Below are 14,965 nucleotides of genomic sequence, written 5' to 3' on the forward strand. Positions count from 1 at the left end.
TATGCGTGGAATTGTTCTGGCGGGCGGTACCGGGTCGCGTCTTCATCCGATCACGATGGGCATCAGCAAGCAGTTGGTGCCGGTGTACGACAAGCCGATGATCTACTACCCGCTCTCGACGCTGATCTTGGCCAATATCCGCGACATTCTGATCATCACCACCGAACAGGATTCGCAGCAGTTCCAACGTCTGCTCGGCGACGGCTCCCAGTTCGGCATCAACCTGACCTACAAGGTCCAGCACGAGCCGAACGGGCTCGCTCAAGCGTTCGTCCTCGGAGCGGAGCACATCGGCTCCGACAGTGCCGCTTTGGTGCTCGGCGACAACATCTTCTACGGCCCCGGACTGGGATCGCAACTCGGCCGATTCGGTGACATCGACGGCGCAGCAGTCTTCGCGTACGAGGTGAAAGATCCCAGCGCCTACGGCGTCATCGAATTCGACGCCGCAGGCAAAGCGATCTCGTTGGAAGAGAAGCCGAAGGTCCCGAAGTCGAACTTCTCCGTCCCCGGCCTGTACTTCTACGACAACGACGTGCTCGCCATCGCCCGCGATCTTCAGCCGTCGGCGCGCGGGGAATACGAGATCACCGACGTCAACCGGCACTACCTCGATGCCGGGCGTCTCGCCGTGGAAGTCCTGCCCCGAGGGACGGCATGGCTCGATACCGGCACCTTCGATTCGCTACTCGATGCTTCCAATTATGTGCGCACCATCGAGCAACGGCAGGGCCTGAAAATTGGTTCACCGGAAGAAGTATCGTGGCGTCGCGGATTCATCACCGACGATCAGCTGCGGGAACGGGCAACCAAGCTCGTCAAATCCGGGTACGGGCAATACCTGCTCGACCTCGTCGATCGCGGCAAGTAGAGGATCTGCAGATGAGCTTTCGTGAATTGAAAATCCCCGGTGCCTTCGAATTCACCCCACGCCAGTTCGGTGACGATCGCGGCGTGTTCTTCGAATGGTTCAAATCTTCGGACTTCGAACAGGCCGTCGGGCGGCCGTTGGAGTTGGCGCAGGCGAACTGCTCGGTCTCGGCCGCCGGGGTGCTGCGCGGTATCCACTTCACCGACACCCCTCCCGGCCAGGCGAAGTACGTCACCTGCACCAAGGGTGCGTTTCTGGATGTGATCGTCGATCTGCGGGTCGGGTCGCCGACATTCGGGACGTGGGACAGCGTGCTGATCGACGACGTCGACCGTCGTGCGGTGTATCTCCCGGAAGGCCTCGGGCATGCGATCTTGTCGCTCGAAGACGGTTCGACGGTGATGTACCTGTGCTCGATCGAGTACACCCCGGCTTTGGATCGCGACATGAATCCGCTCGATACCGATCTGGCGATCGACTGGCCCACCCTTGCTCGCGACGGTTCACCGCTCGAGTACCAGCTCTCCGACAAAGACAAAGCTGCACCCTCACTCGCGCAGGCCATCGACGCCGCATACCTGCCGACCTACACGAACTGAGCGCAGACGATCAGCGGATCTTGAAGATCACGGTGCGCTGAACGATGAAGTTGATGACCGTCGCGGTTCCCTGAGCGATGACGAACGCCGCGGCGCTGTACAAGATCGTCTCCGGCCAAATATGCCCGAAGACGGTGTACAGGGCGTTCTGCACCCCGAAGGTGGCGGCGTAGAGCGCGACCACCGCAATGAATCGAGCGCGAGAAGGTGCAGCGCGGAACGTCCAACGCCGATTGATCAGGTAAGCCACCGTCGTACCCACGATGAATCCGACGGCTTTGGCGATCGACAGTTGGAAGTCGAGGCCGTACTGCAAAGCGATGGTGATGGAGAAGTCGAAGATCGCCGACAGCACCCCCGTCGCCAAGAAGCGGATGACCTGGGTCTTCAGGTCCAGGGCCTCGTCGGCGATGTTCTCGGTCAGCGGCAGCTCGACGGGAAGAGGAACGTGATGCTGGAGTTCTTCGTCTTCGGCTGACCAGTCGTCGGGTGCGGGCACGATCATTGACACTAGCTGTCTCATTGACAAGAGCGCAGCCTGCGAAGCGACCCAGATGACCGAGTACCCTCTAGACCGATGTCCACGACAGCCGACGACGCACTCTTCCCCCTGGAGCCACAGGCCGGGAACACTGCGCCGCTACCCACGCAGACCCGCACACTTTCCGGATGGGGCCGCACGTCGCCGTCCACCGGTGAGGTGCTCTCGACTTCCGACCTGGAGCTCATCGCGAGCGCAGTAAAACAAGTCGCAGAGCAAAACGACAGCAAGCCCTCTCACCTGCGCCGCGGCGTCATTGCGCGTGGTTTGGGCCGCTCGTACGGCGACAATGCGCAGAACTCGGGCGGCCTCGTCATCGACATGACGGCGCTCAACGGCATCCACAGCATCGACGCTGGAACTCGCATCGTCGACGTGGACGGCGGCGTCAGTCTCGACCAGCTGATGCGCGCAGCACTGCCATTCGGCCTGTGGGTTCCGGTGTTGCCCGGGACGCGTCAGGTCACCATCGGTGGCGCCATCGGCACCGATATCCACGGTAAGAACCATCACAGTGCCGGTAGCTTCGGCAACCATGTGCGCTCGATGGAGCTCCTCACCGCTGACGGCGAGATCCGGCACCTGACCCCGTCCGGCAAGAACGCCAAGCTGTTCTGGGCCACTGTCGGCGGCAACGGCCTCACCGGAATCATCCTGCGTGCGACCATCGAGATGACGCCGACGGAGACGGCATACTTCATCGCCGACGGTGACGTCACCCGGAACCTCGACGAAACCATCGCCCTGCACAGCGATGGCAGTGAGAACAATTACGACTACTCGAGCGCATGGTTCGACGCCATCGCCGCCCCGCCGAAGCTCGGTCGTGCCGCCGTGTCGCGCGGGTCCTTGGCGAGGCTCGATCAGCTGCCCGAGAAATTGCAGAAGGATCCGCTTCGATTCAACGCGAAGCCGCTACTGACGTTCCCCGACGTGTTCCCCAACGGGCTGGCCAACAAGTTCACGCTCGGCGCGGTCGGCCAGGCCTGGTACCTCAAGGCAGGCAACTACCGGAACAAGGTTCAGAACCTCACGGCGTTCTACCACCCACTCGACATGTTCGGCGAGTGGAATCGTGCTTATGGTTCGAACGGGTTCCTGCAGTACCAGTTCGTGGTGCCGCCGGAGGCTGTCGATGAATTCAAGAAGATCATCGTCGACATCCAGAAGTCGGGGCACTACTCCTTCCTGAACGTCTTCAAGCTGTTCGGCCCGGGAAACAAAGCGCCACTGAGCTTCCCGATACCAGGCTGGAACATCTGCGTCGATTTCCCGATCAAGGCAGGCTTGGGCGAGTTCGTTCGAGAACTCGACAAGCGCGTCCTCGAATTCGGCGGACGCCTCTACACAGCGAAGGACTCACGCACTAGTGCCGAGACCTTCCATGCGATGTACCCCCGGATCGACGAGTGGATCAAGGTCCGCCGATCCGTCGACCCCACAGGCGTTTTCGCCTCCGATATGGCCAGAAGGTTGGAATTGTTGTGACGATCGACGCTGTGGGTAACCCGCAGACCATTCTCGTGCTCGGCGGAACAAGCGAGATCGGCCTCGCGATCACCGAGGAGTACCTGTCGAAGTCACCGGCGCGCGTCATTCTCGCCGCATTGCCGAACGACCCCCTTCGTGACAGTGCCGTAGCGCAGCTGACCGCCAAGGGCGCAAAGTCCGTGGACGTCATCGATTTCGATGCGCTCGACACTGCGTCACACCCGAAGGTCATCGACGAAGCCTGGTCCAAGGGCGATGTCGACGTCGCAATCGTCGCATTCGCGGTGGATTTCGACGCCGAGGAACTGTGGCAGGACCAGCGCAAGGCAGTGCTCGCCGCGAACATCAACTACACGGCATCGGTTTCGGTCGGTGTACTGCTGGGCGAGAAGATGAAAGCACAGGCGTACGGCCGCATCATCGTCATGTCCTCGGTGGCGGGTGAGCGGGTTCGCCGGTCCAACTTCGTCTACGGCTCCACCAAGGCCGGACTCGACGGCTTCTACCTCGGACTCGGAGAAGCGTTGCGCGAGTTCGGTCCTCGCGTCACGGTCGTTCGGCCGGGAATGGTGCGCACCAAGTTCAGCGCGCACGTCAAGGAAGCGCCGATGACCGTCGACAAGGAGGTCATCGCCAAGCTCGCGGTGAACGCTTCGCAGAAGGGCAAGGAAATCATCTGGACGCCGGCGCCGTGGCGTCTGGTGATGATGGTTCTGCGGCACGTCCCGCGGCCGATCTTCCGCAAGCTCCCCATCTAGATGAGACGAGCGCTCGGCACGGCCTTCGAAGGCGTACTGGCCGCTCTCGTTGCAGCAATTGTTGCAACGGTCGGGTTGTATGCCTTCTCACTCGTCGAGTGGCCGGCATTCAACTCGTCCAACGTCACTCGCGCCGTGACGACCCTCGGCCAGGTCGCCTGCGCCATCGCGTTCGCAGTGGCCATCGTGCTCTACCGTCGAGGAAAACTCGAATGGTTGGCGAAGTCGCTGACATGGGTCGGGCTGTCCGGATTCGTGACGATCACTCTCGGAATGCCGCTGGCCGCAACCAAGCTGTACTTGTTCGGCGTCTCCGTCGACCAGGAGTTCCGGACCGAATACCTGACGCGGCTCACCGACTCGGCCGCACTCCGCGACATGACGTACGCGGACATCCCGCCCTTCTACCCCGCGGGATGGTTCTGGCTGGGCGGACGCGTCGGAAACCTGCTCGGCATGGATGGCTGGGAAGTGTTCAAGCCGTTCGCAATCGGATTCCTCGCCGTCACTGCGGTGCTGGCATTCACGTTATGGAAAGCACTCGTGCGGGTCGACTGGGCCGTGGCCGTCAGCGCAGTGACAACTGCACTGGTCGTCGCCTATGCATCTCCCGAGGCATACAGCGCGGTCATCGCCCTGCTGATCGCGCCGGCACTCCTGTTGGCCTGGGGTGCGCTGAACAGACCGGTGGCTTCCGGTGTCAGCGGGCGCTTGAATGGCGCGCTCAAGCCATCTGATCGTATGAATGGACCATTGAAGCGGTCGGAGGGTGCGACCGAACCCCAGCGGTCGGAGGGTGCGACCGAGCCCCAGCGGTCGGAGGGTGCGACCGAGCCCCAGCGGTCGGAGGGTGCGACCGAACCCCAGCGGTCGGGGGGTACGGGCTCCTGGGGATGGGGAGCGGTCGTGGGCACGGGCCTGTTCCTCGGCCTGGCCGCCACTTTCTACACCCTCTATCTGGGTCTGGCTGCGTTCGCGGTCACGCTGATGGCCGTCGTATCGACGATCTTGGGTATCCGGGCCCAGAAGAGCTGGCGCGCGGCGATTCCTGTTGCCGTCCGGCTCTTCGCCATCGCGGCTATCTCCGGTCTCGTTGCGCTGACCGTGTGGCTCCCGTATTTGGTGGACGCTCTGACCGGGACTCCGTCGACGTCGGGAACCGCTTTGCACTACCTCCCGGAGGCCGGCGCGACCCTGCCGTTTCCGATGTTGCAGTTCTCGTTGGTCGGCGCACTGTGTCTCACGGGGACGGTGTGGCTCGCCGTGCGGGCGGCGTCTTCGCGTCGCGCCCAGGCGTTGGGCATCGGCGTCGTCGCGGTCTATCTGTGGACGCTTCTGTCGATGGCTGCCACTGTCGCGGGCACGACGCTACTGTCGTTCCGGCTCGAAGCCGTTCTGATCGTATTACTGGGCGCAGCAGGCGTTTTTGGCTTCCTCGAAGGAACCAAAGCGATCTACCAGGCGATCAACGAACCGTCACGGTTCAAGATTGCCGCTGTCGTGATCGCGGCCGTCGGGGCAATGGCATTCGCACAGAGCATTCCGCAGATCCTGCAGACCGAGATCACCGTCGCCTACTCCGATACCGACGGTGACGGCGTGCGCGCCGACAAGCGTCCGCCGAGCGCGGTGTCGTACTACAGCGACATCGACGCCGCCATCCGCGAGCAGATCGGCAGGCCCCGGGACGAGACCATCGTGTTGACCGCCGACACGTCGTTCCTGAGCTACTACTCGTACTTCGGGTTCCAAGGCCTGACCTCGCACTATGCGAATCCGCTCGCCCAGTTCGACGAGCGCGCTGCAGCTATCGCCGACTGGGCGACGCTCGAGACTCCGGACGAACTGCTCGCGGCCATGGACGGAAGTGCATGGGCCGCGCCGGATGCGTTCCTGTTCCGACGCGGGGCAGAGGGTTACACCCTGCGATTGGCCGAGGACGTGTACCCGAACGATCCGAACGTGCGCCGCTACACCGTCACTTTCGACGAATCGTTGTTCGAGGATCAACGATTCACCGTCACCGACATCGGTCCGTTTGCCCTGGTCACCCGCAACACCTAGAAGAATCACATAACGTTCACGTAACGTGCAGCGCGATGACAAACACCGATCGGACCGTGCTCGAGCAGCCGCAGACTGCCCCCGCGTCGAAACGCGGGTCGATCTCGACGCGTGTGCGCACTGTGCTGATCTCGCGCGTGGACCGCGCCGACGTGGCTTCTGCCTCGTTGTTCGCGGTCCTCGCACTGTTCGTCATGCAGGGGCAATGGCGCAACCTCAGCAATGGATACCTCTACAACAGTGGCCAGGATCAGGCCATGTGGGAGTGGTTCCTCTCCGTCGCCGCGCACTCGGTCGCCCATCTCGACAACCCGCTGTGGAGTGATCTGCAGAATTACCCCGCGGGCGTCAACATGATGGCGAACACCGCGATGTTCGGTTTGTCGATCCCATTGGCGCCGATCACTTTGTTGTTCGGCCCGACGGTGACCTGGACGATCGGGCTCACCGTCGGTCTCGCCGGTACGGCCTATGCCTGGTATTGGTTGTTTGCGCGCAGATTGGGCGCATCGCGCGGCGCATCCGCCTTGGGCGGTGCACTCTGCGGCTTCGCCCCTGCCATGGTCTCGCACGCCAACGGTCATCCGAACTTCGTCGTCCTGTTCCTGCTGCCGGTGATTGCCTCGATGGTCATCCGCATCGCGCACGACGGCCCGACGGCAAAGCGGACGATCGCCCTCGGACTCGTCGTTGCGCTGCAGATCTTGCTCGGCGAAGAACCATTGCTGATCTTCGCGATCTCGTTCGGAATCTTCGTCGCCGTTTTCTACCTCGGCAACCCTCGAAGCATCGTGTCGGCGGTCGCCAACGCGGCCAAGAGCCTGCCGGTCGCAGCCGTCATCGCCGTCGCACTCGTTGCTGTTCCGCTGTGGTGGCAGTTCTTCGGTCCGCAAAGTTACTCGTTCATCGAGCACGGCAACATGGGCAACGACGCCAAAGCCCTCTTCCAGTTCCCGACGCAGTCCATCGGCGGAAAGGTGACGCCAGGCCAGGACGTGCGCATCAATGCCACCGAGGAGAACGCCTATCTCGGTTGGCCGTTGCTCGTACTGTGTCTCGGCGCGACGGTGTGGATGTGGCGCGACGCCCGAGTGCGAGCAGCTGCCGCGACCACGATCGTCATGGGCGTCCTTTCACTCGGAACCTCGCTGTACATCGGCAAGAACGACACCGGAATCGAACTTCCGTGGAAGTGGTTCGCGGAGGCCCCGCTCGTCGAATCCGTGTTGGAAACTCGATTCGTCCTCGGCGCGGTGCCCGCACTCGCGCTGATCCTGGTATTGGCCACCGACAAGGCATTCGGACGCGGACTTCGCCCCCTACCGGGCCTGTGGTCGATCGCGTTGGCGCTCGCTCTCGTCCCGTTGTTCCCGATGCCGTTGCAGGCGGTGGAGAGAACCCCGACGCCGGCATTCTTCGCCGACGGCGAATGGCGGGACTACCTCGACGGCGGTTCGATCGTCACCGTCCCGCTACCTCGACCCGAGGACGCCCGTCCGCTGCTGTGGCAGATCGACGCCGGGATGGGCTTCCCGCTGGCCGCGGGCTACTTCGTCGGACCGAGCGAGCACGTGGACAAGAAGGCGAAATACGGTGCCGTCGACCGAAGGACCGCACTTCTGCTGGGTTCGGTACAGAACTCCGGCACGGTCCCTGACATCACCGCCGAGCAGAAGAAACAGGCCATCGAAGATCTGGACTACTGGAACGCCGACGTAGTCGTGCTTCCGCCGGGAAAGAACAACAGGGCATTGCGTGCGACCGTCGATACTCTCCTGAGCACCCAAGCCCAGTTCCACGGTGGGGTGTGGGTCTGGGACGTGCGTGCGCTCACACCCTGACCTGCACGAAACCAGTGGCGGTGTGATGGTGCAATAGCATGGGCAATCGTGTCCACCGCCGCAGCCACCGCACCGAACCCGACTTCTCGGAAATCGTCGCCACGCATCTCCGCCGGAGTCGTTGCCGTCGTCGCCGGCGTGATCGCCGTGCTCGCGGCGGTCCTGACACCGCTGTTGCCGGTCACCCAGGATTCGGCGTCGATCAGCTGGCCGCAGAACGGGACGCTGACCTCCGTCGAAGCACCGTTGATTTCCTACACACCGCTGTCTTTGGATGCGTCGATTCCATGCGCCGTGATCGAGAACGCACCGCCCGGCACACTCGTTCTCTCCACCACCGCGCCCAGCGCCCCAGACGCGCAAGGCGTCGGACTCGTCGTCACCCGCACCGAAGGCGGCATGCAGGCCGTGCTGCGCGAGCGCGTCCTGCTCACTCTCACCAACGCCCAGCTGGCGTCCTGCTCGTCGGTCGACATCAGCTCGACGAACACTGGGTCCACCGCGTCGGCACCGGGCACCGATGCAACAGGCGAGATCGACGGCGACGTGCGCCCGCAGACCGTCGGCGTCTTCACCGAATTGCAGGGGACTGCGCCTGCCGATTTGAGTGTCGATATCCAGATCGACTTGCGATTCTCCTCCACCCCAACGCTTCTCAAAAAACTCGCGATGGCCGCCGCAGTCGTCTTCACGATCATCTCGCTGATCGCGCTGCACCGACTGGACCTGCGGGACGGGCGCCGCGGACGCCGTTTCTTCCCCTCGCATTGGTTGCGCATCACGGTCGTCGACGGGGTGGTCGCCGGAGTGCTGCTGGTCTGGCATTTCATCGGCGCCAATACCTCGGACGACGGCTACCTGCTCACGATGGCGCGAGTGTCCGAACACGCCGGCTACATGGCCAACTACTATCGCTGGTTCGGTGTCCCAGAGGCTCCGTTCGGCATGCCGTACTACGACATGCTCGCTGCATTCGCCAAGGTGTCCACGGCCAGTCCGTGGATGCGACTGCCTGCGCTGATCGCCGGGCTGCTGTGTTGGGCAGTCATCAGCCGCGAGGTGATTCCGCGCCTCGGTCGCGCAGTGCGCTCCGACAAGGTCGCGATCTGGACCGCTGGTCTCGTTTTTCTGGCGTTCTGGCTCCCATACGACAACGGTCTTCGCCCCGAGCCCGTCATTGCCCTCGGCGCCCTGTTGACCTGGTGCTCGATCGAACGTGCCATCGCGACGGGCAGGTTGCTTCCCGCAGCCGTCGCCGTGCTCATCGCAGCGTTCTCGCTCGCTGCCGGACCCACTGGACTCATCTGCGTCGCGGCCCTGCTGGCCGGAGGCAGACCGCTCGTCCGCGTTCTCATCTCGCGTGCTCGTCAGGTCGGCTGGTTCCCGGTGCTGCTACCGATCCTCGCGTCGGGTGTAGTAATCGTCGCCGCGATCTTCGCCGACCAAACCCTCTCGACGGTCCTCGAAGCAACGCGGGCACGTGCCGCTGTGGGCCCGAACGTTCCGTGGTTCGAAGAGCGCACCCGCTGGGACTCGCTCATGGAGATCACACCGGACGGTTCACTCGCACGAAGATTCGCTGTCTTCGCGATGATCTTGTGCGTCATCACCACGATCGTGGTGATGCTGCGTCGAAACGGCCGCATTCCCGGTGTGGCACTAGGGCCCTCGCGTCGGATCGTCGGCATCGTGATCGGCGCGCTGGCTCTCATGATGTTCACCCCGACCAAGTGGACCCACCACTTCGGTGTGTACGCCGGTCTGGCCGCGTCACTCGCCGCCGTTGCAGCGATCGCCGTCGCATCGGCCACACGCGACAACCCACGAAACCGGACTCTGTTCACCGCAGCCGTGCTGTTTCTGACGGCCCTCGCGTTCACCGGTTCCAACGGCTGGTGGTACGTCTCGAGTTACGGCATCCCGTGGTTCGACAAGCCTCCGATGATCCTCGGAAAAGGCTTCTCGACCATTTTCCTCGGACTGACAGTTCTCGCACTGTTGTACGCCGGATGGCAGCATTTACGCGCGCCCTACCGTGCCACTGCCAGGTCCGCGCGCTTCGGAGTCTCCGCGCTGACGGTCATGTCCGCCTTCATCGTGCTGTTCGAACTCGCGTCGTTCGTCAAAGGTGCAGTCGCACAGTATCCGGCCTACTCGGTAGCGCGCTCGAACCTGAACGCACTGGCCGGAAATTCCTGCAGCCTGGCCAACGACGTACTGGTGGAACAGGATCCCAATGAGGCGATGCTGACGCCGATCGGATCCACCCTCGCAGATTCCCTCGCAGGTGAGGGCACCTCGGGCTTCGCACCCGACGGTGTCCCGACCGACCTCACCGCCGATGAAGAAGACGTATCGCAAGAGAGCACACGCGGGTTCAGCGACGACACGACAACCGATCAGCCGACGTCGAACTCCTCCGGATCGTCAGGCACCGAAGGCGGCACAACCGAGGGCACCGGCATCAACGGAAGCTCCGTCGCACTGCCTTTCGGTCTGGACCCCTCGCGCACTCCCATCCTCGGCAGCTACGGCGCGGACACATCGGAGCCCGCAACCCTCACCACCGAGTGGTTCTCACTCCCCGCGGTGCCCGACGGCGATTTCCTTGCCATCAGCGCAGCCGGCCGAATCAGATCCGTCGACTCCGACGGCATCGTCGCATCCGGCCAGCCTCTCGAAGTGGAGTATGCCGCCGGCGATCAGGTTCTCGGTCGAGTCACTCCGATCGACGTCGGACCGCAGCCGTCATGGCGCAATCTCCGCGTGCCCTTGTCCGAGATTCCCGAGAATGCCGATCGGGTCCGACTCGTCGCGACCGACTCCGACATCTCCTCCGACCAATGGCTCGCCGTGACACCCCCGCGCATACCGCGCACAGTCCCGCTCGTCGACGTCATCGGGTCCGAAACACCGGTGATGCTCGACTGGACCGTCGCACTCGGATTCCCGTGCCAACGCCCGTTCGACCACAAAGACGGCGTCGCAGAACTCCCCGAGTACCGGATACTGCCGGATCGCAGCGGTGCGGCCGCGCACAGTCCCGTCATGGACGCTTTCGGTGGAGGCCCGCTCGGCTGGCAACAACTCGTACTCTCCGCCGAAGTCGTCCCGACCTATCTGCGCGACGACCTCGACCGCGACTGGGGTTCACTCGAACGGTTCAACCCACTCGATCCGTCCGCCACGCCCGCAGAGCTGACTGTCGAGACCGTGACACGCAGCGGATGGGAGTCGGAGGGTCCGATCAGGGTCGAATGAAACGGGTATCTTCCCGGTTCTTTCACCATGCGAATGCGGTGAACCGATAGCGCTCGCATACCATCGTCAACCGTGCCCGACGCCGTGACAGATTCTTCCGCCGTGCCCTCCGCCTCACCGAGGAAGGGCTCTGCGGTCGATCTTCGATCCCAGGTGCGCACCACGCGCCTGGTTGCCATCATCACCGGGCTGCTCGGCGCATTTCTCGCGGTCCTGACCCCGTTTCTTCCGGTCGTGCAGACCACCTCGACGATCAACTGGCCCGAGGCCGGTTCTCTGCAGGACATCGACGCGCCGCTCGTGTCACAGGCTCCCATCGCCTTCACCGCGAGCATCCCGTGCAGCGCCGTCGCACAGCTACCGCCGTCGGGTGGCCTCCTGCTGGCTACCGCACCGCCGCAAGGTGAGGGGGCAGCGCTCAACAGCCTCTTCGTGCGTGTCAGCGAGACGTCCGTCGACGTCTTGGACCGCAACGTAGTCGTCGCCACAGCACCGCGTGCGGACGTCCAGGGCGCCGCATGTGGCTCCATCGAGATCACCTCGAACATCGACTCGACGACGGCCGAGTTCACCGGCCTGTCCGACAAGCAGGGCAATCCGCGCTCCGGACGTCTCGACGGCGACTTACGTCCCCAGGTCGTCGGAATCTTCACCGACCTCTCCGGCGCCGCCCCTGCAGGACTATCGGCGACAATCGACGTCGACTCGCGGTTCTCCTCCAGCCCGACGATTCTCAAACTGCTCGCGATGATCCTGGCGGTCGTCTGCACCATCCTCGCCGTGGGCGCGCTCGGGCGACTCGACGGCATCGACGGCCGCGGTCACCGCCGCTTCTTCCCGTCGAACTGGTGGAAGTTCACCGGCATCGACGTCACGGTCATCGGAGTCTTGATCGGCTGGCACTTCGTCGGAGCAAATACCTCCGACGACGGCTACCTGCTGACCATGGCCCGTGCGGCCGAGAAGTCCGGCTACATGGCCAACTACTTCCGGTGGTTCGGCGTCCCCGAGGCGCCGTTCGGCTGGTACTACGACGTCCTCGCACTGTTCGCCAAGGTGTCCACGGCCAGCCCCTGGATCCGCCTACCCGCATTGATCGCCGGAATCCTGTGCTGGATGGTCATCAGCCGCGAGGTCGTTCCGCGCCTGGGTCGCGCGGTACGCAAATCGAACGTCGCACTGTGGACCGGTGGTCTGGTGTTCCTCGCGTTCTGGTTGCCGTACAACAACGGACTGCGCCCGGAGCCGATCGTCGCCGTCGGTGCGCTGCTCACCTGGTGCTCGATCGAACGCTCCATCGCAACCGGACGACTGCTACCCGCGGCCGCCGCCTTCTTGATCGGCGCATTCACACTCGCTGCCGCACCTACCGGATTGATGTGTGTCGCTGCACTGTTGGCAGGCGCACGGCCCATGGCTCGCATCGTCGTTCGACGTCATCGCCAAGTCGGTACGTTGGCACTCGTCGCGCCACTTGCGGCAGCAGGATTCCTCGTTCTCGTCGTCGTCTTCGCCGACCAGACCTTCGCCACCGTCATCGAATCCACCCGAGTCCGCACAGCCATCGGCCCGAGCGAGGCGTGGTACCAGGACTTCCTGCGCTACTACTACCTGTTCGTTCAGACCGTGGACGGTTCCGTCGCACGCCGATTCGCGTTCCTGGTGATGCTGCTGTGCCTGTTCTCGACACTGTTCATCCTGCTGCGACGTCGACGCGTCCCCGGCATCGCCAATGGACCCGCATGGCGCCTCATCGGAGTCGTATTCGGAACCATCTTCTTCATGATGTTCAACCCGACCAAGTGGACACACCACTTCGGTTCCTACGCGGGCATCGCCGGTAGCCTCGCGGCGCTGACAGCCGTCGCAATCTCGGCAAGCGCACTCCGATCGCGAAGAAATCGCACGATCTTCCTCGCCGGGCTGATGTTCGTTCTCGCACTGGCATTCTCGGGCATCAACGGTTACTGGTACGTCTCGAGCTACGGCGTCCCATGGTTCGACAAGACCGTGTCCCTCGCCGGCAACGAATCCGGAACACTGTTCCTCGTCCTGTTCGCGCTCGCCTTGGCTCTCGCCGCCTGGCAGTACCTCAGGGAGGGATACGCGCCACCGCAACCACGAGCCACCAGCGAACGCGGCAGACGCATCAAGAAATTCGCCGCAGCGCCGCTCACCGTCGTCGCCGGACTCATGGTTCTCTTCGAAGTACTCTCCCTCGTCAAGGGAGCCGTATCGCAGTACCCCGCATACTCACTGGCGCGATCCAATATCGAATCACTGACCGGAAAAAGTTGCGGTTTGGCCACCGACGTTCTCGTCGAATCGGATCCCAACGCCGGAGTCCTCGACCCGATCCCCGCCGGCTTCGACCCCGAAACCGGCCCCCTCGGTGGCGAAGACCCCTCCAACTTCACTGCCAACGGCATTCCCACCGACCTCAGCGCCGACGCCGTGGAAGTCAAACCAGGACAAGGCAATACCGACCAGCAGAGCGTCGGACCGGCCTTCGAAGAGGGCCAGAGCTCCGGAACCGGAGGCGGCATCGGCGCCCGCGGCATCAACGGATCCACCGCCGCACTCCCCTTCGGACTCGACCCCGCCACCACCCCGGTCCTCGGCTCCTACCAACCCGGAATCCAGGAACCCGCGTCGGCGACGTCGAGCTGGTACGCACTCCCCGAAAGGTCCGACACCGCACCACTGATCGTCATCTCCGCCGCCGGACGCATCCTGTCGTTCGACGACACCGGCGCACTGACCTACGGGCAGTCCCTCCTCGTGGAGTACGGCGCGCGCCAACCCGACGGAACGATCGACGTCCAAGGCACCTACCTGCCCCGCGACATCGGACCCGCACCGTCGTGGCGCAACCTCCGCATCCCCATCGCGGACCTACCCGAAGGCGCCGACGCCGTACGCATCGTGGCCAACGACCCCAACCTCACCGGCGACCAATGGTTCGCGTTCACCCCGCCGCGAGTACCGCAGCTCGAAACGCTCAACAGCCTCATCGGCAGCGAACAACCCGTCCTCCTCGACTGGGCCGTCGGACTCCAATTCCCATGCCAGCGCCCCTTCGACCACCAATACGGCGTCGCCGAAGTACCGAACTACCGCATCCTCCCCGACCGCGCACTGGCCGTCAGCTCCACCGACACCTGGCAGTCCGGGGACAACGGCGGCCCCCTCGGCTGGGCCGAACTCCTCGCCAAGCCCGTCACCGTTCCCACCTACCTGGACCGCGACTGGGCCCGCGACTGGGGCTCCCTCGAACGCTACGACCAGTACTACCCACAGGCAGTCCCACCGACCATCGACACCTCCGAGGTCACCAGGTCGGGCCTCTGGACTCCCGGGAATCTGCGGGTGTTCGACAAGTAGGTTTCACCGTTGGGGTGGGTGGGGCTTCTCCCGCCCGCTTCAATGGTCCACTCATACGATCAGATAACTTCGGGGCACCATTCAAGCAATGCGCGACGGCTATTGGGCCGGTTCGAGTCGGGCCCCACCACCCGCTTCAATGGTCCACTCATACG

The 14,965-nt window shown here is 63.7% G+C and carries 9 protein-coding genes; 8 read left to right on the plus strand and 1 reads right to left on the minus strand.

Going from position 1 to position 14,965, the window contains the following annotated elements; translation table 11 throughout:
* Position 1 precedes the first annotated feature (1 nt).
* Together rfbA and BJD99_RS15810 are read left to right on the plus strand one after the other, a co-directional pair.
* Positions 2-871 carry a glucose-1-phosphate thymidylyltransferase RfbA gene (gene rfbA, locus BJD99_RS15805; RefSeq protein ID WP_084345248.1) on the plus strand — a complete coding sequence of 290 codons (870 nt, stop codon included), beginning with the start codon at positions 2-4 and terminating at the stop codon, positions 869-871.
* A gap of 11 nt (positions 872-882) precedes the next feature.
* Complete coding sequence (locus tag BJD99_RS15810) at positions 883-1,470, plus strand: dTDP-4-dehydrorhamnose 3,5-epimerase family protein (protein ID WP_084348127.1); 588 nt, start codon at positions 883-885, stop codon at positions 1,468-1,470.
* A 10-nt stretch (positions 1,471-1,480) separates the two neighbouring features.
* Here BJD99_RS15810 and BJD99_RS15815 read toward each other — a convergent pair whose 3' ends face one another.
* Complete coding sequence (locus BJD99_RS15815) at positions 1,481-1,975, minus strand: GtrA family protein (RefSeq protein WP_084348128.1); 495 nt, start codon at positions 1,973-1,975, stop codon at positions 1,481-1,483.
* A 72-nt stretch (positions 1,976-2,047) separates the two neighbouring features.
* Here BJD99_RS15815 and BJD99_RS15820 point away from each other — a divergent pair, with 72 nt between their 5' ends.
* From BJD99_RS15820 to BJD99_RS15845, 6 genes are all read left to right on the plus strand, one after another.
* Complete coding sequence (locus BJD99_RS15820) at positions 2,048-3,499, plus strand: FAD-binding oxidoreductase (protein WP_084348129.1); 1,452 nt, start codon at positions 2,048-2,050, stop codon at positions 3,497-3,499.
* On the plus strand, positions 3,496-4,260 hold the full coding sequence (locus tag BJD99_RS15825) for a decaprenylphospho-beta-D-erythro-pentofuranosid-2-ulose 2-reductase (protein WP_084348130.1): 765 nt from the start codon (positions 3,496-3,498) through the stop codon (positions 4,258-4,260). The genes BJD99_RS15820 and BJD99_RS15825 overlap by 4 nt, the downstream gene beginning before the upstream one ends.
* A complete protein-coding gene (locus BJD99_RS15830; protein WP_084348131.1) occupies positions 4,261-6,324 on the plus strand; it encodes a galactan 5-O-arabinofuranosyltransferase in 2,064 nt (687 codons plus the stop codon).
* 35 nt (positions 6,325-6,359) lie between these two features.
* Complete coding sequence (locus BJD99_RS15835) at positions 6,360-8,165, plus strand: glycosyl transferase (RefSeq protein WP_084348132.1); 1,806 nt, start codon at positions 6,360-6,362, stop codon at positions 8,163-8,165.
* Positions 8,166-8,213: 48 nt separating this feature from the next.
* Positions 8,214-11,426, plus strand: a complete 3,213-nt coding sequence (locus tag BJD99_RS15840; protein ID WP_084348133.1) for an arabinosyltransferase domain-containing protein — start codon at positions 8,214-8,216, stop codon at positions 11,424-11,426.
* Positions 11,427-11,498: 72 nt separating this feature from the next.
* Complete coding sequence (locus BJD99_RS15845) at positions 11,499-14,810, plus strand: arabinosyltransferase domain-containing protein (RefSeq protein WP_084348134.1); 3,312 nt, start codon at positions 11,499-11,501, stop codon at positions 14,808-14,810.
* Positions 14,811-14,965 lie beyond the last annotated feature (155 nt).

The organism is Rhodococcus sp. 1163 (genome assembly GCF_002091985.1).
Classification (GTDB): Bacteria; Actinomycetota; Actinomycetes; order Mycobacteriales; family Mycobacteriaceae; genus Rhodococcoides.